Source organism: Streptomyces rectiverticillatus (assembly GCF_013394065.1).
In the GTDB taxonomy this organism is placed as follows: Bacteria; Actinomycetota; Actinomycetes; order Streptomycetales; family Streptomycetaceae; genus Streptomyces; species Streptomyces rectiverticillatus.
In genome coordinates this window covers 7,019,178-7,041,376 of sequence record NZ_CP040752.1, presented here as the reverse complement: position 1 = coordinate 7,041,376, position 22,199 = coordinate 7,019,178, and the positions used below count along the sequence as shown (strand labels likewise).

Sequence of the window (22,199 nt, the reverse complement as noted above, 5' to 3'; positions counted from 1 at the left end):
GCCGCCGCCGGTCGCGGGTCTCCTGCGGTCGTACGCACTCACCGGCCCGTCACGACGCGCAGCGCCGCCACGATCCGCTCCGGCTCCGGCGGGCACCCCGGCACCCGCAGGTCGACGGGGACGACGTCGGACACCGCGCCCTCCACGCCGTGGCCGCCGGCGAACTCGCCGCAGTCGATCGCGCAGTTGCCGACGGCGACCACCAGGCGGGGGCGGGGCATCGCGGCGACGGTGCGGCGCAGCGGCTCGGCCATGTTGCGGGTGACGGGGCCGGTCACCAGGGCCACGTCGGCGTGGCGGGGCGAGGCCACCAGGCGGGCCCCGTAGCGCTCGGCGTCGTACACCGGCCCGAAGGCCTGCGCGATCTCGATCTCGCAGCCGTTGCAGGAACCCGCGTCGATGCAGCGCACGTGGGCCGAACCGGCCAGCTCCGCGGCGCCGGGCGGCAGGTTCCCCGCCGGGCGCGGCGGGGCGTCCTCCGCCACCCGTCCGGTGTCACGGATCTTGCGCAGCAGGCCCATGCGGGTTCCCTCACCTCGGCGTCGGTGTCCCTCACGAAGGTGTGGCGGCCGTCTCCCGCCGTCACAGCGCGGAACCGCGCCGAGAGACGGCCGCCGGTCGGAAGGGCCGCGGCCCGCGCGGACGGCGGTCGGTAGCCCGGTCCGGCGCCTCGCGGATTCCGCCGTCGGCCGGTTCCGGGCCCGCCGGCGCTCCGGGTCGGGATCGTCGTACGGCCTTCGGCAGCCCTGCTTGCATGAGGACTGGTCTGGCCGGGTCAACGGCGGCGCGGGGCCGCGGTCACGGGTGGGGAGGGGGGCCGTCTCCTGGGGGTGACATTGCGGACGGCTGGGACGGATGAGTCGAATTCGCTTGTCCCGTACGGGCGGGGGTTCGCGCGCCACCTCGGCGGGCGGCGCGGCCGCCGAACACCGAGGGGGCGGGCCCGGCCCGCGGGGCACGCCGGGCGCGGCGGCGGGGGTTACGCGCCGTCGCGGCGAACAGCCGGCCGGCCCCGGCCAAAGGCGCGGCGGCCTACCGGGGGTAGCCGGATCATCGGCCGCAAAAACAACGGATTTGGCTGACCTGCGGCGATGCGACTACTCGGCAGGTTGCGCAGGCTGGGGAAGTCCTGGTGCGCCCGCGGTGTCGGCGAGCGCAATCCGTCCACCCTTGAGCTCTGGGACGTACTTGTAGATCGTGTTGCGGCTGACACCGAGGAGCTTGGCGATCGAGGTGACGGTGTTCTTCGGACGGGTGAGCAGGTCCCTGGCATGGCGGACTTGTTCGTCGGTCATGGCCGGGGGGCGGCCGAGGCGGGCGCCGCGGGCGCGGGCGGCATCGAGCCCCTCGTTGGTGCCCTGGACGATGAGTTCGCGGATGAACTCGGCGAGGGCGGCAAAGACGTGGAAGACGAGCCGGCCGCCGGGGGTGGTGGTGTCGAGGGCTTCGTGGAGGCTGGTGAAGCCGATGCCGCGCTTGCGCAGGCCGGACACGATGGCGATGAGGTCCTGGATGGAGCGGCCGAGCCGGTCCAGCGACGGACGACCAGGGTGTCGCCCTCACGGAGGAAGTCGAGGACCTTCCACAGTTCCTCGCGTTCGGCGTTCTTGCCGGACTTCTTGTCGGCGAAGATCCGGATGCACCCTGCTTCGGTGAGTGCGTGGATCTACCGGTCGAGCAACTGTCCCTTGGTGGACACGCGGGCGTATCCCACGAGGCCACCGGTCCGTACGGCCGGAACGGGGGCGAGGAGATCGGCGGTGTCGTCATCCTGGGGTGGCTGCACCCGCCAGATCGTACAGAAAACGGTGGTCCTCAAGTTCTTGAGCATCCCGACTTTTTGACACCGTTTTTCGCGCACGATCCGGCGTCGTTCCGGCTGTCAGCCGCCATTTTCTGATCTTGTTCAGGAATCGGTCGATAGATCAGCAAGATCACGTCAGCGCCGGCCCAGACCCGTTCAGGCCGTGTTGGAGAACTCTGTTCGAGAGGTTTGACGGTGCTGGATGCTGTTGGTCGTGGTATCTGGTTGGGCGGGTCCGCGGTACTGTCGCGAGTGCTCTGATCCTCTGCCGCTGGGGATGCAGGAGACGGCATTGTTCTGCTCGTCGAAGTGCAGGTCACGGCGGTGGCGGAGGCTGCGGCGGGCCCGGGATCGGGTCATCGCGATGAAGGTGGGCGAGACGGTGGAGTGCCCTGTGTGCCGGCGGTGCCTGACCCGCCACCGGGAACCTTGCCTTGCCCTTGCCTGTGTGGCACAGCGGGCCGACAGAACCACGCTTCCACGTCGGGAGCCCAGCCGCCGACCTAGCGCAATGTTCGGTAGCGAACGGCGCACCCAGCCACTGTGTCGCCCACGCTATGCCCCCGTGCAGCTGATGTTGAGAATAAAGGGGTCTTTGAGCACCTCAAATCTGGGTGTCCAGGTACCGACTCCGATGAGGTCTTCTTTCAAGGCTCCGTTCGTATCCAAGTTAGCCTTGCACTGGTCCAGCTTGACGGGGATATCAGCGCCGCCGCATTGGTTGACCGGCCCTGACAGAGGTACTGCTGCACCGTTTCCGTTGGCCGTGCCGGGTGCTGCCGAGGCCACGTGACCTGCGGCAGCGCCGACATGGTTCAAACAAGCGTTGTCAATGGCGGGTGACAGCACTCCGACACCCAGGCCACCGGCCCAAGCAGGGCCGTGACTAGCACCCACCACAACGAAGGCAATCACGGCAGCGCGCGTCATCAGGCATGTTTGCACTCCCGGCTAACGATCCCCGTAACAGATGGAAACGCCGCAAGATCAGGAAGGCTTGTCTATATTGCCTTAAGGGAACTGCGAGCACATTACCCGAACGTGCGGAAGCGCACTTGACGTGGCCCCTTGACGTAGCCCCTGAAGGTCATGACCCAGCGGTATCGGAAGTTGGTTTTCCAACACGCTGTTAGGGGCCGCACGGGTGACGCGATGTAGCCCGCACAGCAGGGCCATCGTTCACCGGTCATGACCACACGTAGGGCCATGACCACACTCACCCTCACAGTCGCAGCGATCGGGGCAGGGTTCACTAATGCGGAATCAGCGTCCGCAGGCGGTATCGGAGTGCTCTTGTCTCCCGCGTTCGGCACGCTGTGCGTCAACAAGACGGGTGCACACGCAGCCGGAGCCACCAGAGCAGGCAGCGGGACAGTCAGCAACAACCTGGGGAAGGTGCCGATCTTCGGAGCGTTGAATCAGTGCGGCGGGGCCGATACGCCCTTCTTGAACGGAGATCCTTCTGTTCTCACCGGCGTCCTGCCCGCGGGGGATACGGTCAAGAATATCCTCGGCCAAATAATCATGGGAAAGCCAGAAATTGTTGCGAAGCCTATTAGAACTCCGTTCCCGTCTTGAGTCGGTGGCACGAGTGACACAACACCTGAACGTTCCCGTCCATGCGACCCACCCCGCCCTGGACAGAACCCAACATCACCACCAACAACACCGCTGGAAGCGACACGGACCGCCTGCCCCCTCCCCCTCGTCCGATCGGGGTACGGGCGCTGGATCGGCAGCAGATGGTGTCAGCGAGCGAGTTCCGCGTTGAGGGGTTTGTCGGGGCAGAGCCGGCCAGGCGGGTGAGGGTGGTCTTCTCCTCGGGGTCGGCAGTCAGGCCCCAGCGGGTCTTCACAGTGGTCCAGCCGGCGATGTAGCGGCAGAGGTAGCTCTGGACCGTGAGCCACTGGGCGGGGTCTTTGTGGGCCTTCTACCGGTTCGATTTCGCGGCCACAGCGATCAGCGAGCGCCCGTCACCGAGATCGTTGGCGTAGTCCTGTCGGCGGGACTCCACTGGGAGGCGTACCGGGAACGGGTGCGCGCCATCTCTGCAACCGCCGCCGCGGCCGTGACCGGCAGTCCACCGCACACCTCAGGCCGGTTCGGCACCGCCGGACACCTCGTCGGAGGTTGCGCACCGTCGCGGCGGAAACAGGGGCCGGATCCGGCAGCTTGCCGGGAACGGGTGTGAGCGCCTAGGCAATCGCCGTCGCGGCGGAGTCGTGGGCTGCCGTTCAGGCGGCCGGCTTCGTGGTGGCGTTCGCGGGGGTGCGCGGGTGGTGGGTGCCGCTTGCTGTGCGCAGGGACAGGGCCGCCAGGGCCTCGGGGGCGCCGGCCCGGCCCCGGACGCCGGGGAAGGCGTTGACGTCCACGATGAGGGGGCTCCCGGCGACGTCGAGCAGGTCGACGCCGTACACGTCCAGGGCGAAGACCTCGCCGACGCGCCGTACGACGTCGAGCCAGCCCGCGGGCAGGGCGTCGGTGCGCAGGGGTTCGGTGCCGGTGCGGACGGGGGTCGCGAGTTCCGAGCGGCGCAGGCCGGCGAAGACGTGGTCGCCGACGACCCACAGCTTGTGGTCCCAGCCGTCGTTGGGGGTGAAGCGCTGCACCACGACGGGTTCGTCGCCCCACTCGGCCGCGAGCAGGGCGAGCCGTACGGGGTCGTCGACGCGGGCGACGAGGTCGTGGCGGCGGCTGTGACGGCTCTTGATGACGACGGGGTAGGACAGGTCGCCGCGGGCGGCCAGGCCGGCCAGGGAGGGCTCGGTGGCGGTGGCCACGAAGGGGAGGCCGGCGCGCAGGGCCACTTCCGCCATGGCGGTCCGGTCCTGGCACTGCCCGGTGGAGGCGGCCGAGTTCAGCACGGGCGCGCCGCGCTCCTCGAGGCGGCGGGCGAAGGCCAGGGCGCGCGGGGTCCGGGTCTTGAGGAGGTAGACGTCGGCGAGGTCGCCGGGCGCGGGGTCGGGCGCGTGCGCGGGGTCGAGCGCGTCGACGCGGTGGCGGGGCGTCAGCAAGGCGGTGGCGGCTGCCAGCAGCGGGTGGTCGGGGGCCGGGGTGAGCAGGCCTATCTTCATGCGTCACCGCCGAGGGGGCCGCCGGCGGGCACGGACGGCTGCGCCGACAGCAAGGCGGCGTCGGCCGCGGCGGCGCGCGGGCGGGTTCCTCCCGCGTCGGCGAGCCGCAGGATCGCCCAGGCCACGCGGGCGACCGCGTCCGGGACCTGACGGAAGCTGGGGAAGTCGTTGACGTCGACGACCACGGGTCCGTCGGGGCCGAGGACGACGTCCACGCCGTACAGGTCGAGGCCGAAGACCTCTCCGACGCGTGCGGCGATGGCGGCCACCTCGGCGCTGAGCGGCACCTGCCGCTCGCTCGCGGGCTGGTCGGGGTGGAGGGGGGAGCAGCGCTCGGTGGCGTAGAGCTCGCCGTCGACGCAGTAGACCTTGAGGTCGACGCCGGAGTTGGGGACGTAGGGCTGGGCTATGAGCATGCCGCCGCCCCCGCCGTGTCCGTCCCGGGGCGCATGGTGCGCGAGCCGGTCCGGGGAGGGCACGAGGCGCACGGCTCGGCCGGAGCTGCCGTCGGCGGGCTTGACGACGAGGGGGTACTCGGCGGCGGGGACCTCCGCGAAGTCCTCGATGCGCATGGCCGCGTAGGTCACGGGGACGGGCAGGCCGTGGGCCTCCGCGGTCACGGCGGCGAGGGCCTTGTCGCGCACGCCGCGGATGGCGCGTGCGTCGTTGACGGTGGTGAGTCCGGCGCCGGCCGCGGCTTCGAGGAGGGTGAGCCCGGGACCACCGGAGACCGTCTTGAGGATCCAGGCGTCGTGGTGGCCCGCGCGCACCGTCTCGGAGAGTCTGAGGAGCGACCCGCCGGGCCGGAGCACGTCCACCCGGTGGCCCCAGGACCTGAGTTGGCGGATGACGTCCACCGGCATGCCGTCGTGCCGGTACTGCTCCTCCACCAGGAAGCAGAGTCTCATTGGTGCATCCTCGTAATCCCCGGACATCCGCCGAGTGCGTCCGGCAGAACTGTGACGGCTCAGGATGTCATGCGTGACGGGGCGGTTATGTCGGGGGCTGTCTCAATTCCGTAGCAAACCGATCATGCGTCGTCCGTTTTTCTCTGTATCCGACCGACTGATTCCCCGTCGGATACGGGCCGACCCTGCGCAGGATGACGGACGGACGGCGCCGCAGCGGGGCTACGCACACCACGCCTTGATTGGTGGATACACCGGCCTCGTCGTGGCCGGATCCCACCCGGGCCGCCCCGGCGGGCCGCCCGGGCCACCGCGACAGTTCGAGGTGAGATGGATGCTTCAGTGCCGATTAGTGCGGGAAAGATAGCTACAGCCTGAATTATGCGGGCGGCGGGCGGCCCCGCCGTGCGCCGCCCGCCGGACGAGATGACCATTGATGGACGCGAATTCCGACCTCCTCTCCCCCACGGCGACGGTCCCGGTCGCCGCCGTCGACGCGGGAGGCACCGTCACCCTGTGGAGCCCCGCCGCGCGGCACGCGCTCGGCTATGCGCCCGGGGAGGTCATCGGCCGCCCCGCCGCCGCCCTGCTCGCCGCGCCCCTGCCGCCCCCGGCCCTGCGGGCACTCACGCGGTCCACGCCCTGGAGCGGCGCCCTCACGGCCCGCCACCGGGACGGCGGGGCGGTGCGGGTCACCGTGCGGGCACACCCCTGTCCGGAGGGCGACGGCCGCGTGCAGTGGGTGCTCCTCGGCGCCGCTCCGGAGGGCGTCCCGCCCGGCGAGCCGGACACCGTGCTCGAGGAGGCGGCGCAGAAGGACGCAGCCCTCAAGGAGTGGGCGTACGTGCAGTCTCCGATCGCCACCGCCGTCTACGACCGCGACCTGCGGCTGACCGGTGCGAACGGGGAGATGGTGCGCCTGTCCGGCCGCCCCGAGGAGGCCATGCTGGGGCTGCAGCTCACCGAGATCTTCCCCGGCGCCCCCTTCGACGAGTTCGGCCGCCTGATGGCGCAGGTGCTGCGCACGGGCGAAAGCTTGCGCACGGACACCTTCTTCCGCGCGCCCGGCCAGTCCCGCAAGCGCGCGTGGGCGACGTTCTTCACCCCGCTCAAGGACGGCGACGGCCGCGTGCAGGGAGTATCGATAGCGGCACTGGACCGCACGGAGCCGCACCGCGCCCGGCAGCGGCTGGCGATGGTCAACGACGCGGGCGCCCGCATCGGCACCACGCTCGATGTCGGGCGCACCGCCGAGGAACTGGCCGAGGTCACCACGGGCGCGTTCGCGGACCTGGTCAGCGTCGATCTGCTCGACTCCGTACTGCACAGCTCCGTACTGCACAGCTCTGTACTGCACAGCGGAGATGCGGCCGGTGGAGCCGGGGCGGGGGCGGACGACGCGGGCGCCGGCAGGCCGGACGCGGAGCCGGTGCGCCGGGCGGCCGCACGGTCCGTGCTCGACGGCCTCCCCGGAGAGCCGGGGGGCGCCTTCTCCTACGCGCCGCAGTCCCCGCCCGCCGAGGCGCTCGCCTCCGGCCGCCCTTCGCTGCACCGCGCGGAGGCGGCGGCGATCGCGGCGTGGGCGGACGGCGGCGGCCCCGCGCTCTCCCGGTGCCTGGGCGGCGAGGGGGCCCACTCGGTGCTCGCGGTGCCGCTCGGCGCGCGGGGTGCCACGCTCGGCGTGGCCCTGTTCGTCCGGTACCCGGGCACGGAGCCGTTCGACGCGGACGACCTGCTGCTGGCCGAGGAGATCGCGGCGCGGGCCGGCGTGTGCGTGGACAACGCCCGCCGGTACGCGGTGGAGCGCGCGGTCGCGCTCACGCTCCAGCGCAGTCTGCTGCCCGGGCGGCTGCCCGAGCCCACAGCCGTCGAGGTCACCTCGCGCTATCTGCCCGCCGGCGCCCAGGCCGGCGTCGGCGGGGACTGGTTCGACGTCATCCCGCTGTCCGGCGCCCGGGTCGCGCTCGTCGTCGGCGACGTCGTCGGCCACGGGCTGCAGGCGTCGGCCGTCATGGGCCGGCTGCGCGCGGCCGTGCGCACGCTGGCGGACCTGGACCTGCCGCCCGACGAACTGCTCACCCACCTGGACGACCTGGTGGTCCAGCTGGCCCAGGACCAGTCGGCGGAGCGGCTGCCGGGCACCGTCCGTGAGACGGGCGCGACCTGCCTGTACGTGGTGTACGACCCGGTGTCGCGCTCCTGCGTCCTGGCCCGGGCGGGCCATCCGGCGCCCGTGCTCGTGACGCCCGACGGCACGGCCCGCTTCCTGGACATCCCCGGCGGCCCGCCGCTGGGCCTGGGCGGGCTGCCCTTCGAGTCCGCCGAGCTGCAGCTGCCCGAGGGCAGTCTCCTCGCGCTGTACACCGACGGGCTCGTCGAGAGCCACGACCACGACATCGGCGCGGGCCTGGACGGGCTGCGCACGGCCCTGTCGGGTCCGGCCGCGCCCCTGGAGCGGACCTGCGACGCCGTCCTGGACGCACTGCTGCCGCGCCGCCCCGAGCGGCCCAAGGACGACATCGCGCTGCTGCTCGCCCGCACGCGCGCGCTGGACGCCTCACAGGTGCGCAGCTGGGACCTGCCGGCGGAGCGGTCCACGGTCGCCGAGGCGCGCAAGTTCGCCTCCGAGCAGCTGACGGCCTGGGGGCTGGAGGAGCTGGGGTTCACCACCGAACTGGTCGTCAGCGAGCTGGTCACCAACGCCGTCCGGCACGCCTACGCCCCCATCCGGCTCCGGCTGATCCGCGAGCGGTCCGCGCTGATCTGCGAGGTGTCGGACGCGAGCAGCACCTCGCCCCGGATGCGCCGGGCCCGGGTGACGGACGAGGGCGGCCGGGGGCTGCTGCTGGTGGCGCAGCTGACGGAGCGCTGGGGTACGCGCTTCACCGCCGAGGGGAAGACGATCTGGGCCCAGCAGCCGCTGGCCGCCGCCGGGTGAGCACCGGGGCGGCCGGCGGCGGGCCGGGCGTCAGCGCTTCTTCTGGCACACCTGCACTCTCTTGAGGTGGTCGGCGACGACGGGTCTCGCCATGCGGGCGGCTTCGCGCACTTCGGCGTTCTTCCCCTGGGCGATCTCGTCGTCGAGCAACTTGAGGGCCTGGACGTGCCCGGCCGCCGCCAGCTTCAGCCAGAGCTTGTCGTACTCGCGCGTGTGCGCCTTCTTCTGAAGGTCCTTCAGTTGCTTGCGCCGCTCGTCCATGACCCGGTCGGACAGGGTCACCTTCAGACGCTTCGCCAGGTCCGTGATCTTCTTGTCCAGCCGGGTGTGGTCCTTGACGAGGATCTCCCCGGTCTTCTTGACGCACGAGGTGGTGGCGTTCTTCTTGACGTCCTTGCCCATGGCGATCTCGCTGAGGCCGCCCTGATGGGCCATCGCCAGGAAGGAGCCGTCCTTCTCCGCCGCCGTGTCCGTCTGGGCGAGCGCGACGCCCGCCGGTCCCGTCACCATGGCGAGGGCTGCCGCTGCGGCCGTGAACCGGTGTCCCATACGCATCCTGCACGCTCCGTTCGTCATCGGCCCGCGACGGGTTCGCCCGGCACGGGACGGCATCGGGTGGGACGTACGTGGCGACGCCCCAACGGAGCGATGCCTGCCCGCGGCCGGGGCGCGCCGCATCAGCGCGCCCCGCAGTCCCCTCCAATGGAGCACTGCCGGCTGCCGGAGCGTCAGGTGCAGCGGGTGCGGTCGGCCGGCAGCGTCCCGTCCAGGAGGAAGGAGTCGATCCTGTCGTTGACGCACTCGGCGTCCGGTGAGCCGTAGACGCTGTGGCCGCCGCCGGTGTCCGTCATGGTGACGGCCGAGCGGCCCAGCGCCCGGGCCATGCGGCGCACCCACTGCACGGGGGTGGCGGGGTCGAATTCGGAGGTGTGCAGGAGGAGCTTGGGGGCGCGGGGGGCCGCGACGTCGTGGGAGCCGTCGTCGCCGGCCTGCGGCCAGCCGGTGCACAGGGCCATGTCGGAGGCCAGGGTCGGGCCGAAGACCGGTGAGGCGTCGGCGAAGTCGTCGTAGGCGTTCGCGACCTGGCCGGCGGTGTAGCGGCCGGCGGAGTCGGCGCAGCTGACCGCGGCCCGGGCCGCCCCGGATCCGTCGCGGCCGTCCTCGGTCCTGCCCTCGGCCCGGGCGGCCTCCTCCTCGGCCATGTGCGCGGACTCCCCCGGCGGCAGCCGGAAGACGATGGACGCGAGGAGGTTGGGGGCCTCGGGCAGGCCTCCGCGGGAGCGCAGCAGGCCCATGGTCCGCGTCACGGCGGTCTCCCGGTCGAGGGTGCGGCCGTGCACCCAGGGCAGGGGCTGCTCGTCGAGGCGGTCGAAGGCGGCGATGACGTTGTCCATGGCGCGGTCGGTGTCGGAGCCGAGGATGCAGTCCTCGTCGCCCCGCCTGGTGCAGATCTCCACCGCGTGGCGCAGGGCCTTGTGGTAGGCGGCGGCCCGGGCGAGGGTGGTCCGCTTCGCGTCGGGCGACGGGTCGTCGACGCCGTCCATGACCATGCGGCCGACCTTCTGCGGGAAGCGGTGGGCGTAGGCGGCGCCGAGCCGGGTGCCGTGGGAGTAGCCGAGGTAGTGGAGCTTGTTCTCGCCGAGGGCGGCGCGGAGCACGTCCAGGTCGCGGGCGGTGTTGACGGTCCCGACGTGGGGCAGGACGGGTCCGGAGCGCCTGCTGCACTCCTCCAGGCCCTTGGCCCGGTCGGCGATGCGATCGGCGAGGCCGCCCCCGTCTTCGGGGTCCTCGTCCGTGCCGCGGGCCGCCTGCACGGCGGCGCCGCGGGGGCCGCAGCGGACCGGGGAGCTGGCACCGGTGCCGCGCGGGTCGAAGGTCACGAGGTCGTAGCGGCCGCCGGCCTTGCTGAAGCCGTCCGGGCCGCGGGCGCCGAGCCGTACGAGCCCGGACTCGCCCGGTCCGCCGAAGGACAGGACGAGTGAGCCGAGGCGGTGGTCCCGGTCCTTGGTGCGGTAGCGCATGAGGGCGAGCCGCAGCTCGCCCTTGGCGGGGTCCGCGTAGGTGTAGGGCACGGTGAGCCGGGCGCACTCGGGTGCACCGGGGGCGTGCCGCGTCTCGTTCCTGATCGTCTTGTCCTGATCCCGGGAGCAGGGCTCCCAGGAGATCTCCTGGTCGTAATACGGGGTCAGGTCCGGTCGGCCCGCCGCCTCGTCACGGCTCGCACAGGCGGTCAGGTTGCAGGCCAGCAGAGCGGCGGCGAGGGGCAGGGAGAGGGAGGGTGCGAGTACGGGCCTCATGCCGCGGACGGTACTTGGCCTGCTAACCGCCTGCGTCCCCGGCGGCTCGTCCGGGTGACGGGCCCCGGCGTGTCGGCCCGAGCCACGCGGCGGCTGCGACGAGCAGCGCGGCGGCCAGCAGGACGGCCACGGCGCGGTGGGGGCCGGCGGTGCCGGAGTGGTGGAGCGCGAGGGTGACCAGGGCGATGCCGAGGGCCGTTCCGAGGCCGCGGGCCATGTTGACCAGCCCGCCCCCGGTGCCGGAGGACGCCGCCGGGATCGCCCCCATGACCAGGGCGTTGTTGGCAGGGGTGAAGGCGCCGAGCCCCAGGCCGAGGAGGGCGAGCAGCGGGACCAGGGGCCCCGTGGTGAGCGGGAGGGCGAGCATGGCGGCCAGGGCGGCGACCGCGACGGCCGCGCCCGCCAGGCAGCGGCTGCGGTCGCCCAGGGCCTTGGGCAGGACGCGCTCCGCGCAGGTCGCGGCCAGGGCGAAACCGGCCGGAAGGGCCGTCAGGACCAGCCCGGCGTGCAGCTCGGAGGAGCCTGCGCCGGTGAGCACGACGGGCACGAGCACGAGCGGGCCGAAGAGGACGAGGTAGGCGCCGAGCGCCGCGGCGAGGCCGGTGGAGACGGCCCGGCCCCGCAGCAGGGCCGGGTCGACGAGGGGGTGGGCCGCCCGGCGTTCCCGTAGAGCGAAGCCCCAGGTGGCGGCTGCGGCCAGGGCGAACAGGGCGGCGACGGCCCAGGCGGGCACGGTCAGCCCGGACACCATGGACAAGGCCAGCAGCAGCGCGGTGGTCGCGACCGCCAGGAGCACCGGCCCGAGGCGGTCGGAGCCGGCCGCGGGGCTGCGGGTACGGGTGCGGGGCAGCAAGTACTGGCCGGCCACGAGGGCGGCCAGGCCGACGGGGACGTTGACCGCGAAGACCCAGCGCCAGCCGAGCCCGGCCACCAGGGCGCCGCCGACGGTCGGGCCGAGGGCGAGCCCGAGGGCCTGCGCCGCGGCCTGGACGCCGAGGGCCGCGCGCATCCTGCCGCGCGGCACGCTGGTGGTCACCAGGGCCACGCTGTTGGCCTGCATCATCGCGGCCCCCGCGGCCTGCAGCACGCGGAAGACCACGAGGACGGCCAGGGACGGGGCGAGGGCGCAGGCGGCCGAGGCGGCGGTGAAGACGAGGAATCCGTAGAGGTAGAACAGCTTGCGGCCGTGGGCGTCCGCGAGCCGGCCGACCGGGACCAGCAGGGCGACGAGGGTGAGGAGGTAGGCCAGCGAGACCCACTCGACGGCGGCCAGCGAGGCGTGGAACTCGCGGCGCAGCCCGCCGTAGGCGAGGGTGACGATGCTGGCGTCGAGCTGGCCCATGAAGGCGCCGAAGCAGACGGTGGCCACCGCGAGCTGCCAGCTCCCGGGGCGCGCCCTTATGCGCTCCGGGCGGGCCCGCTCCTCGGTCAGGGCCGCGGGCCACGCCCGGTGGCGGCGCGGGTGCGATGGCATGCGGCGAGGCTACACCGGCGCCCTACGGTTTCCCGGGCGCGCCGGCCGGGCCGCCGAGGGTGCGCAGCGCCTCCTCCAGGGCGGCGAACGCGCTGTCGGCGAGGGCGCGCTGGGCGGGTGCGACGTCGTCGGCGCGTTCGCCCGCGAGCAGCCGGGCGAGGCCGGTGGCGTAGACGGAGCGGTAGGTGGTGACGGTCAGGGCCGCGGCGAGGCGGGGCAGCGGTTCGCCCGGGCTCGTGCCGGACGTCTCCGCGACGGCGGCCGCCAGGGCGTTCTCCAGCTCCTCGACGGCCTCGCGGACGCGGGCGCGCAGGGCGGGCGAATCCAGCACGACGCGCCAGAACGCCGGGAAGGTGTCGCTCACGCCGCCCAGGGGGTGGCGTGCGTCGATCAGTCCGAGGACGAGGCGGTGCACGGGGGCGGCGGGGCTCTCGCCGGGGCGCCGTTCCCGGGCGGCGCGGGTGAAGAGGCCGAGCGCCTCGGGGATGCGGTCGAGGTACAGGTCCTCCTTGCGCGCGAAGTGGTTGAAGACCGTCATCGTCGAGACCTCGGCGGCCTCGGCGACCTCCGCGACGGTCACCTTGTCGAAGCCCTTCGCGGCGAAGAGCCGCGTGGCCACGTCGGAGATCCGCTGCCGGGTCTGCCGCTTCTTGCGTTCGCGCAGGGAGAGTCCCTCAACTGCCGCGTCGTGGCTGCGGAGAGGGCGGTCGTCGGGGGTGTGGTCATCGGCCATAGTCAAATTATATCCACCACAAAGTTTTAGTCGCTATAGTCACTGCCCATGGACTACGACGTTGTTGTGGCAGGAGCGGGCCCGGTCGGACTGACGCTGGCGTGCGAACTGCGGCTGGCGGGGGTGAGCGTCCTCGTCGTCGAGCGGCGCACCGCGATCGACACGACCATCAAGGCGGGCGCCATCAACACGCCCTCCGCGGAAGCCTTCTACCGGCGGGGCCTGCTGCCCGCCCTGGCCGCGATCCAGCAGGAGAACCTCGCGCGCATCAGCGGGTTCATGGCGAAGCGGCACGGCGCCGACGGCGCACCGCCGAAGATGCCGCCCAAGTTCGCCGGGCACTTCGCGGGCATCGCGCTCAGCGGCGACCTGCTGGACGTGGAGGACCCGGACTTCGCCGAGGCCGGTCCGGCCGGTGACGTGGGGTTCGTCCCCCAGGAGCCCCTGGAGCGGCTGCTCGGCGAGCGCGCCGCCGAGCTGGGCGCGGAGGTGCGCCGCGGCGTGGAGCTGACGGGCTTCGACGCGGATGACGACGGGGTGACCGTACGCGCAGAAGGCTCGACGATCCGCGCCGGCTGGCTCGTGGGCTGCGACGGCGGCCGCAGCACGGTCCGCAAGCTCGGCGGCTTCACCTTCCCCGGCACCGAGCCGTCCCTCACGGGGCATCAGGCGATGGTGGAGATGGAGGGCGCGGAGGCCCTCGGGGCGGGCTGGAACTGGACGGACACCGGGACGTACGCGCACGGGCCGTTCCCCGGGCGCATCCTCACCGTCGAGTTCGACGGGCCGCCCGCCGACCGCGACGCCCCGGTCACCGCCGAGGAGCTGCAGGCCTCCCTGCGCCACGTCTCGGGCACGGACGTCACGGTCACCGCCGTGCACACCGCCACCCGGTTCACCGACAACGCCCGCCAGGCGGCCGGCTACCGCCGCGGCCGGGTGCTGCTGGCCGGGGACGCCGCCCATGTGCACTCGCCGTTCGGCGGCCAGGGGCTGAACCTGGGCATCGGCGACGCGATGAACCTCGGCTGGAAGCTCGCGGCCACGGTGCGCGGGTGGGCGCCCGAGGGGCTGCTGGACACCTACACCGCCGAGCGGCACCCCCTCGGGGCGTGGGTGCTGGAGTGGACCCGGGCCCAAGTGGCGCTGATGCGGCCCGAGTCCCACGCCCGGGCGCTGCGCGAGGTGGTGGCGGAGTTCTCGCGCACCGTCGCCGGCACCACGTTCTTCGCCAAGAAGATATCCGGCGTGTGGCAGCGCTACGAGGCCATGGCCGGGCCCGGCGACCATCCGCTCGTCGGGCGCAGCGCCCCGGACCTGGCGCTCGCCGACGGCAGCCGTCTCGCCGACCACCTCCACGAGGGGCGCGCGCTGCTCCTCGACCTCGCGGACGCGCCCGGGGTGCGGGCGGCCGCCGAAGGATTCGGCGACCGCGTCCGTGTCGTCACCGCTCCGGCGCCGGCGCGCCCGGAGCTGACAGGGCTCCTGGTGCGCCCGGACGGTTTCACCGCGTGGGCGGCGGAAGCGGGTTCTCCGGCCGGGGCCGCGGGCCTCGACAGCGCTCTGCTGCGATGGTTCGGTGAGCGGACGACGACGGGCTGAGGACGGGATGGCACCGCCGGGCACCCGCCATTGTGGTGCGGCGCCGCTGCGGCGGAGAGGAATCGCCTGCCCCTGTGGGCGTATGCCCCGCCGGGTGCCCGGGCGGCATGAGCAGCCGCCGGGCACCCGGCTCCTGGAGCACGATCCGCTAGCGCTCCGCGCCCGCGCGGCCGCCTCGTATCCCGAACGCGCTGACGGCCGCGGCGAGCACGGCCGCCCCCAGCGGGACGAGCAGCGCGGCGTGATAGCCGTCGAGCAGGGCGCCGGGTGAGCCCCCGTCACCTCCGGCAGCGACGGAGACTGCGGTGACGGCCGACAGGCCGAGGGCCGCGCCGAACTGGAAGAAGGCACTGTCACCTACCGGCGCTGAAGCACCAGGCTTGCAGTACGGGCATCACTGGGTGTGGTGTGCCGTCCGCGTCCAGCACCCTATGCGGGTGCAGGGGCGTGTGACTCCGCCCCGCGTCGCCACAACTCCCGTGCACGGGCACGGATATTACGGGAAGCATTGCGGTCGGCATGCGCAACGACGCCGCACGACCTGCACACGAACCGTGCCTGCGAGACACGGTTCGCCTTGTCAGCGTGCCCGCACTCCGCGCACCTGCGGGAAGTGTAGGCAGGATCGACAAACAGCACGGGGATGCCAGCGCGGCGCGCCTTGTACTCCACGAACTGTCCAAGCTGGGCGAAGGCCCAGGAGTGCAACGCGACCCGTTGGGGCTTCCTCAGCCGTGCCCGTTCGCGGATGCCCTTGAGATCTTCGAGGGCGATACCGCGCCCGGTGCGTTCAGCCACGGTCACGATGCGCTTTGAGATGATGTGGTTGGCCTCGGTGGCCTTGCGGGATTCCTTGCGCCGTTGCCGCTTCAAGACTCGCTTGGCGCTCTTAGTGCCCTTCTTCTGCAGCTTGGCCCGCAATGCTAGCTGTCGCCTGCGGTAGCGGTTCAGCCTGCGTCCAGCGTGGATTTTCCCGTCCGAGGTGGTGGCGATGTTCACGATGCCGAGGTCTACGCCGAGGAAATCCACGGGGTCGATCTGCGCGGCCTCGGAAACCTCACAGGTGGCGATGAGGAACCATGCCCCATTGCGATGTACGAGATCGGACTCGCCCTTCCGGTACCCGGCAAGCATCCTACGAGACCGCTCGGAGCAGACGTACCGAACACCACGCATTCGCCCGGAGACGGTCCAAATACTGATGGTCTGCTCATCCAATTGCCAGGACAGGCACCGGTCGTCATATGGCTGTGCTGCGTCCAGTCGGAACACGAGGGGCTGGGACTCGGCCTTGCGCCTACGCTTGGATCCGGGCGTTCCGAGGTTCCCGGCCCGGATGTTCGCCCGCAGTGCGGTGTAGGCGTCGGCAACCTTCCGCAGCACATGCAGTGCGGGCTGAGCCGACAAGCCACGTTCCTTCAGGTCGCTGTAAGCGAAACTCTGCAACGCCTTGCGGGACTGCTCGCCCTGCCCGTACGCCTCGGCCGACAGCCAGTTCGCCGCCTCATTTGCCGCGTGCAGCGTGCGCTCAAGTGCCGACGCCTCTTCGGGCGTCGGCAGGAGCTTCACCTGAACGACGATCCTCACGTGAGCGATCGTAACGCGTGCCTATGTCACTATGCCGGGAAACCGTAGAGGGATTCCTCAGACCATTGAACTCACCGACGCACTGCGCGGATACGGGGACCTCACGACTACGACGCCCGCCAGTGGGACACCCGCGAGGGCTGCGAGGTCCGGCAGATCCTCGACCGCGTCGCCGACAAGTGGTCACTCCTGGTCATCGCCCTGCTCGAACGGCGCACCCTGCGCTTCACGGAGCTGCGCCGCGAGGTCGACGGCATCAGCCAGCGGATGCTGACCGTGACGCTGCGCCAGCTGGAGCGCGACGGACTGGTGCGGCGCACGGTGCACCCGGTGGTGCCGCCGCGCGTGGACTACGAGCTCACGCCGCTCGGCACGACCCTGCACGACACCATCCAGGCGCTGGTGACCTGGACGGAGGCGCACCAGGGGGAGATCGCGGCGGCGCGGGCCGCGTACGACAGCGCGGCCGTCGGCGCCGCGCCGTAGCCGGTCCTACTCCGGCTCCTCCGGCCTCTCCTCGTACTCGGGCAGGCACAGGGTGGTGAGCGCCCCTCCGTCGGGGGCGTTGGCGAACGTCAGCTCCGCGTGGATGGTCCGGGCCTGGCCGACGGCGATGGTCAGGCCCAGGCCGTGGCCCTTGGTGCCGATGCTCGTGGGCTCGGTGCGGAAGCGCTGGGGGCCGTGTTCGAGGAGGTAGTCCGGGTAGCCCTCGCCGTGGTCGCGGATGGAGACCACCGGTCCGTCGACGGTGATGACGACGGGCGGGCGGCCGTGCCGGTGGGCGTTGACGAGCAGGTTGCTCAGCACCCGCTCCAGGCGGCGCCGGTCGGTCTCCACGCACGCGTCCTTCAGGACGCGCACCTCGGCCTCCATCCCCGAGGCGCGCACGGCCCGCTCGGCCAGCTGCCCCAGCAGGTGCGCGTCGAGGTCGGCCTTCTCCGTCAGGGAGTCGAGCCGGGAGATCTCCAGCAGGTCCTCGGTGAGGCGGCGCAGCGTCTGCACCCGGTCGCGTACGAGCTCGGTGGGCCGGCCCGGCGGCAGCAGGTCCGCGGCCGCCTGCAGGCCCGCGAGGGGGGTGCGCAGTTCGTGGGCCACGTCGGCGGTGAAGCGCTGCTCGCTCTGCAGCCGGGCCTGCAGGGTGCCCGCCATGGCGTCGAGGGCCGCGGCGACGGCGGCGACCTCGTCCTGCTCCCCGGCGGGGCGGGTGGTGCGCGGGTCGGCGACGCGGGCGTCGAGGTCGCCGGCGCTGATGCGGCGGGCCACGTCGGCGGTGCGGTGCAGTCTGCGGGTGACCCGCGAGACGGCGAAGACGCCGATGAGCAGGGTGCCGCCGATGGCGAGCGTGGCGGAGCCGGCGATGGCCCGGTCGAGGCCGTCGATGGTGTCCTTGCTGTGCCGGTAGTCGAACCGGGCGGTGATGATCCCGGCGTCGGCGGGGCCGGCCGCCCACATGGTCGGGGTGCCGTCGTGGTCGCCGAGGGCGGTGCCGCGCTCGCCGCGCAGCGCCATCTCCTGGAGCCGCCGCGGGAGGTCGGGCGGGTTCAGGGCCGCGGGGCGGTGCATGGGGTCGCCGGACGCGTAGGCCTTGGTGGCGGCGTCGAGCCGGGACAGGGCCTCGGAGCGGGCCTGGTGGACGGTCTGCCGGGTGACGATGACATGCACCAGGACGCCGAGCACGGTCGCGACGACGCAGCACACGACGGCGAGGAAGAGCGTGAACTTCCCGTAGAGCGAGCCGAGGCGGGAGAGTCTGCGGAGGCGGGCCCGCAGGCCCCGGAGCCGGGCGGTCACCGGCGGCGCTCACGGTCGCGCGGCGTGGCCGGGCCGACGCCGGACTCGGCGCGGCGGATCTCGTAGCGCCGGAAGTCCATGTAGTGGTTCTGGGTGTTCCAGGTGTAGACCGAGCGCAGGGCGTAGTGCGGCGTCGTCCACGGCTCCCAGACGATCAGGTCGCGGCCCGCGACCTCGACGGACGAGGGCTGGGCGACGGTCGACAGGACGCGGGTGAGCTCGCCCTTGACGAGGGTGTAGGCGCGCAGCGAGAGGAAGTGGTCCTCCATCTCGATGCCGACGATCAGGTCCTCGCGGCCGTCTCCGGTGAGGTCGCTGTAGACGGGCTTTCGGATGGGGCAGTTCCGCTGCCGCTGCTGTGCGGAGGAGCAGGACGAGGCGACCTTCGCGGCGGTCGCGTCGTCGAGTGCGTCCGCCCCCGTGACGCTGTTGCGGTTGGCTGTGACCTCGGCCTTGACCGCGGCGTAGGCGTCCACCTTGTGGATGTCGCCGGAGGGGACGGGCGCGACGCCGGGGACCTTCGTGGCCGTCTCGCCGTCGTGCTGAGGGCCGCTCGGCGACGGGGCCGGCGTCGCCTGCGGCCACAGTCTGGACGGGGCCGAGGCGGGGGCCGTCCGGCCGGCGCCGACGGGCTCGCCCGCGCTCGCGCACCCGCTCGCCGCAGCCGCGAGCACGGCCAGCGCACCGAGCGCCCGCAGGGCGCGCCGGCGGGAGGCGGCACGCGGCACGGCGCTCCCGGCGTCGGGGCAGGTGGATCGGGGCACTCGGAGGTTCCATCGTCGGCTGGCGGCGGCCCCTGTCCGGGGCCCGGGATACGCCACGATGTTATGCGAGCCGCACGCCGTGGCCTCCGGGCCCGCCGCAGGCCACGGCCGGGAGCCTTGCCGCAGGAGGTGTCCGCGGCGGCCGCCGCGGACGGCCCCCGCCCGGCCGTGCGGCCTACTTCTTCCTTCCCCGGCGTTTGGCGATGGTGGTCATGACGACCGGCAGGAGCAGTTCGAGCGCCCGGGTGACCTGGGCGACCGGCAGGCCGGTGCGTTTGGCGACGGTTTCGGCCACAGGGCCGGTGATCTTCCCGAGGACGCCGGACATCAGCCCGCCGCCCAGCCCGCCCCCGAGGCCCCCGAGCCCGCCCGGGCCGGCTGCTCCGGCCGGGGCCGCGCTCTCCTGGCGGGTGAGCTCCTCGGGGAGGGCTGCGACGGTCTCCCGCACCATCCGCGTCGCCCCGTCCGCGTCGGTGCCGAGCTCTCCTGCGAGCTCCTGGATCCTGTCCTCACCCAGCTCGTCCAGTACGTCCTGCTGCAGCGCTTCATCGCCCATGGGCCCGACATTACGCGGGCCGAACAGATCTCGGTACGCAAGGTAGTGCGGCGATCACCGTGCGGAACGGCGTGCGCCCCCGCGCCGGGGCCCGCGGAAGCGGCGGGACCGAACTCAAGATCCTTAAGCGGTGCGGCCCCGGCTTTCACCTCATTGAGGGGAAATACGACCTTCCGATCTACCTGTCAGGGGCACGCGAACTAGCGTGGGCGGCCATGTCGCACCCTTTCGCTCTCCCCTCCTTCTACATGCCGTACCCCGCGCGTCTCAATCCCCACGTGGAAGGCGCCCGGGAGCATTCCAAGGCCTGGGCCCGCGAGATGAACATGCTGGAGGGCTCCGGCATCTGGGACGAGGCGGACCTGGACGCGCACGACTACGCCCTGCTGTGCGCGTACACCCATCCGGAGGCGTCCGGCCCGGTGCTCGATCTCGTCACCGACTGGTACGTCTGGGTGTTCTTCTTCGACGACCACTTCCTCGACATCTTCAAGCGCACCGGTGACATGGCGGGCGCGAAGGCCTATCTCGACCGGCTGCCGGCCTTCATGCCCCTGGACGCCGGCGAGACCCCCGAGCCCACCAATCCGGTGGAGGCGGGGCTGGCGGACCTGTGGGCCCGCACGGTCCCGTCGATGTCGCAGGACTGGCGCCGGCGCTTCATCGAGAGCACGCGGCACCTGCTCAACGAGTCCGTCTGGGAACTGTCCAACATCAACGAGGGCCGGGTCGCCAACCCGATCGAATACATCGAGATGCGCCGCAAGGTGGGCGGCGCCCCCTGGTCCGCCAATCTCGTCGAGTTCGCAGTGGGCGCCGAGGTCCCCGGGGCCGTCGCCGCCACCCGGCCGATGCGGGTGCTGAGGGACACCTTCGCCGACAGTGTCCACCTGCGCAACGACCTCTTCTCGTACGAGCGGGAGACCGAGGCCGAGGGCGAGCTGGCCAATGCGGTCCTCGTCCTGGAGCGGTTCCTGGGCTGCGACACCCAGCAGGCGGCCGACACCGTCAACGACTGGCTGACCTCCCGGCTCCAGCAGTTCGAGCACACCGCCCTGACCGAGCTCGCGCCCCTCTTCGACGAGCACGGCCTGGACCCGCTCTCCCGCCACGACGTCTTCGCCTACGTCAAGGGGCTCCAGGACTGGCAGTCCGGCGGCCACGAGTGGCACATGCGCTCCAGCCGCTACATGAACGACGCCCCGGGCGGAGCGGTCAACACCCCCGGGGCGCTGCTCGCCGGGCCGCTCGGGCTGGGCACGTCCGCGGCACGGATGTTCACCTCGATCGCGGCGACGGCACCGGCGCGGCTGCGCCGCCACGCTCACGTGCCGTTCCAGGCCGTGGGCCACCTGCCGCTGCCCGACTTCCCCATGCCGTACCAGGTGCGGCTCAACCCCCACCTGGACGCCTCCCGGCGGCACAACATCGCATGGGGCCACCGTATGGGGATGCTCGCCCCGGACCCCGTGCTGCCCGGCTCCGGGCTGTGGACCGAGGAGAAGCTCGCCGACTTCGACTTCGCGCTGTGCGCCGCGGGCCTCCACCCCGACGGCGCCTCCGGGGAACTCGACCTGGCCACCGACTGGCTGACCTGGGGCACCTACGGGGACGACTACTACCCCGTGGCCTTCGGCGGGCAGACCGGGGCGGCCGGCATGGCCGCGGCCAAGGCCTGCACGGGGCGGCTGCTGCTGTTCATGCCCGTGGACTCCCCCGTCACCCCGCCTCCGGAGCACGTCCTGGAGCTCGGGCTGGCCGACTTGTGGGCCCGCACCACGGAGGCCATGACCCGCAGCGAGCGCGCCGACCTCCACGCGGCCGTCAAGGCGATGCTCGACGCCTGGCTGTGGGAGCTGGAGAACCAGAAGCTGCACCGCGTCCCCGAGCCGGTGGACTACATCGAGATGCGCCGCCACACCTTCGGCTCCGACCTCACCCTGACGCTCTGCCGCAACGGCCACGGCGCGGCCGTGCCGCCGGAGATCTACCGCTCCCAGCCGGTCCAGGCCATGGAGAACGCGGCCATGGACTACGCCACCTTGATGAACGACATGTTCTCGTACCAGAAGGAGATCCAGTTCGAGGGCGAGATCCACAACGCCGTCCTGGTCGTCGAGAACTTCTTCGACTGCGGGCGCACGGAGGCACTGGGCATCGTCGCCGACCTCCAGGCCTCGCGGATGCGGGAGTTCCAGCACGTGGTCGACCACCAGCTGCCGGTCCTCTTCGAGGACTTCGGCCTCGGCGCGGAGGCCCGCGCGGCGCTGCTGGGCTACGCCCGGGAGCTCCAGGACTGGATGGCCGGCATCCTCCTCTGGCACCGGGACTGCCGCCGCTACCGCGAGGAGGACCTGCTGCGCCACAAGGGCGCCCCGGCCCCCGTCACCCCGCCCTTGGGCGCCCCGACCGGCCTCGGCACCTCGGCCACGCGGCTGCCGGCCCTGCTCCGCTCCCCCGCCGCCGGCGCCCAGCCGGTGGGGTGACCGGACGCCGGGGGCGCTCGCGCCGGCCGGTGAAGGGCACCAGCGGCGGCGGACGGGCCGGGCATGCCGTATCTGCTGCGCAGTCTGTGGCCGGTCGCGCAGTTCCCCGCGCCCCTGACGGGGCGCCGGGTGGCCCGCGGTCGGACCGTGGCTGGTCGCACCCACGCGGCGGAGCCGCAGATTGA

The 22,199-nt window shown here is 72.5% G+C and carries 17 protein-coding genes and 2 pseudogenes; 6 read left to right on the top strand and 13 right to left on the bottom strand.

What is annotated here, in order from left to right; translation table 11 throughout:
- Window positions 1-38: 38 nt before the first annotated feature.
- The 3 genes and pseudogenes from FGW37_RS30480 to FGW37_RS34275 all read right to left on the bottom strand — a co-directional run.
- Window positions 39-521: an NADH-quinone oxidoreductase subunit B family protein gene (locus FGW37_RS30480; RefSeq protein ID WP_179084011.1), complete on the bottom strand. Its 483-nt coding sequence runs from the start codon at window positions 519-521 to the stop codon at window positions 39-41.
- Between the two features lie 576 nt (window positions 522-1,097).
- Window positions 1,098-1,493, bottom strand: a complete 396-nt coding sequence (locus FGW37_RS30475; protein WP_425506620.1) for a recombinase family protein — start codon at window positions 1,491-1,493, stop codon at window positions 1,098-1,100.
- Between the two features lie 57 nt (window positions 1,494-1,550).
- A pseudogene (locus FGW37_RS34275) lies at window positions 1,551-1,666 on the bottom strand (recombinase family protein); the annotation flags it as partial.
- A gap of 1,344 nt (window positions 1,667-3,010) precedes the next feature.
- Here FGW37_RS34275 and FGW37_RS30470 point away from each other — a divergent pair.
- A complete protein-coding gene (locus FGW37_RS30470) occupies window positions 3,011-3,382 on the top strand; it encodes a hypothetical protein (protein ID WP_179084010.1) in 372 nt (123 codons plus the stop codon).
- Window positions 3,383-4,038: 656 nt separating this feature from the next.
- Here FGW37_RS30470 and FGW37_RS30465 read toward each other — a convergent pair.
- Both FGW37_RS30465 and FGW37_RS30460 read right to left on the bottom strand, forming a co-directional pair.
- The gene (locus tag FGW37_RS30465) at window positions 4,039-4,878 is read right to left on the bottom strand and encodes an ATP-grasp domain-containing protein (RefSeq protein WP_179084009.1); all 840 of its coding nucleotides are present in this window, start codon (window positions 4,876-4,878) and stop codon (window positions 4,039-4,041) included.
- A complete protein-coding gene (locus tag FGW37_RS30460; RefSeq protein ID WP_179084008.1) occupies window positions 4,875-5,786 on the bottom strand; it encodes an ATP-grasp domain-containing protein in 912 nt (303 codons plus the stop codon). Before FGW37_RS30460 ends, FGW37_RS30465 begins: the two co-directional genes overlap by 4 nt.
- Before the next feature lie 436 nt (window positions 5,787-6,222).
- Here FGW37_RS30460 and FGW37_RS30455 point away from each other — a divergent pair, with 436 nt between their 5' ends.
- Window positions 6,223-8,724, top strand: a complete 2,502-nt coding sequence (locus tag FGW37_RS30455) for a SpoIIE family protein phosphatase (protein WP_179084007.1) — start codon at window positions 6,223-6,225, stop codon at window positions 8,722-8,724.
- 30 nt (window positions 8,725-8,754) lie between these two features.
- Here FGW37_RS30455 and FGW37_RS30450 read toward each other — a convergent pair whose 3' ends face one another.
- From FGW37_RS30450 to FGW37_RS30435, 4 genes are all read right to left on the bottom strand, one after another.
- Window positions 8,755-9,279, bottom strand: a complete 525-nt coding sequence (locus tag FGW37_RS30450) for a DUF4142 domain-containing protein (RefSeq protein ID WP_179084006.1) — start codon at window positions 9,277-9,279, stop codon at window positions 8,755-8,757.
- Between the two features lie 173 nt (window positions 9,280-9,452).
- Entirely contained in the window at window positions 9,453-11,021 is a 1,569-nt protein-coding gene (locus FGW37_RS30445) for an alpha/beta hydrolase (RefSeq protein ID WP_179084005.1), read from the bottom strand.
- Between the two features lie 22 nt (window positions 11,022-11,043).
- A complete protein-coding gene (locus tag FGW37_RS30440) occupies window positions 11,044-12,495 on the bottom strand; it encodes an MFS transporter (RefSeq protein WP_179084004.1) in 1,452 nt (483 codons plus the stop codon).
- A 22-nt stretch (window positions 12,496-12,517) separates the two neighbouring features.
- Entirely contained in the window at window positions 12,518-13,228 is a 711-nt protein-coding gene (locus FGW37_RS30435) for a TetR/AcrR family transcriptional regulator (protein ID WP_179084003.1), read from the bottom strand.
- Window positions 13,229-13,276: 48 nt separating this feature from the next.
- On the opposite strand from FGW37_RS30435, the gene FGW37_RS30430 reads away from it, so the two are divergent.
- Window positions 13,277-14,830 (top strand): FAD-dependent oxidoreductase, encoded by a 1,554-nt coding sequence (locus FGW37_RS30430; protein WP_179084002.1) that lies wholly within the window; start codon window positions 13,277-13,279, stop codon window positions 14,828-14,830.
- A gap of 94 nt (window positions 14,831-14,924) precedes the next feature.
- Window positions 14,925-15,101 (top strand): hypothetical protein, encoded by a 177-nt coding sequence (locus FGW37_RS34270; protein ID WP_179084001.1) that lies wholly within the window; start codon window positions 14,925-14,927, stop codon window positions 15,099-15,101.
- A gap of 158 nt (window positions 15,102-15,259) precedes the next feature.
- Here FGW37_RS34270 and FGW37_RS30420 read toward each other — a convergent pair whose 3' ends face one another.
- Window positions 15,260-16,417 carry an RNA-guided endonuclease InsQ/TnpB family protein gene (locus tag FGW37_RS30420; protein WP_179084000.1) on the bottom strand — a complete coding sequence of 386 codons (1,158 nt, stop codon included), beginning with the start codon at window positions 16,415-16,417 and terminating at the stop codon, window positions 15,260-15,262.
- A 65-nt stretch (window positions 16,418-16,482) separates the two neighbouring features.
- Between FGW37_RS30420 and FGW37_RS30415 the strand changes: the two are divergent.
- A pseudogene (locus FGW37_RS30415) lies at window positions 16,483-16,903 on the top strand (winged helix-turn-helix transcriptional regulator).
- 6 nt (window positions 16,904-16,909) lie between these two features.
- On the opposite strand, the gene FGW37_RS30410 reads toward FGW37_RS30415, so the two are convergent.
- The 3 genes from FGW37_RS30410 to FGW37_RS30400 all read right to left on the bottom strand — a co-directional run bounded on the left by FGW37_RS30410 (window position 16,910) and on the right by FGW37_RS30400 (window position 19,528).
- Window positions 16,910-18,208, bottom strand: coding sequence for a sensor histidine kinase (locus FGW37_RS30410; RefSeq protein ID WP_246430648.1), 1,299 nt, complete (start codon window positions 18,206-18,208; stop codon window positions 16,910-16,912).
- Window positions 18,205-18,972 carry a hypothetical protein gene (locus tag FGW37_RS30405; RefSeq protein WP_179083999.1) on the bottom strand — a complete coding sequence of 256 codons (768 nt, stop codon included), beginning with the start codon at window positions 18,970-18,972 and terminating at the stop codon, window positions 18,205-18,207. Before FGW37_RS30405 ends, FGW37_RS30410 begins: the two co-directional genes overlap by 4 nt.
- A 175-nt stretch (window positions 18,973-19,147) precedes the next feature.
- The gene (locus tag FGW37_RS30400; RefSeq protein WP_179083998.1) at window positions 19,148-19,528 is read right to left on the bottom strand and encodes a DUF937 domain-containing protein; all 381 of its coding nucleotides are present in this window, start codon (window positions 19,526-19,528) and stop codon (window positions 19,148-19,150) included.
- A 215-nt stretch (window positions 19,529-19,743) separates the two neighbouring features.
- Between FGW37_RS30400 and FGW37_RS30395 the strand changes: the two genes are divergently transcribed.
- A complete protein-coding gene (locus FGW37_RS30395) occupies window positions 19,744-22,014 on the top strand; it encodes a terpene synthase family protein (protein WP_179083997.1) in 2,271 nt (756 codons plus the stop codon).
- The last annotated feature ends 185 nt before the right edge of the window (window positions 22,015-22,199 follow it).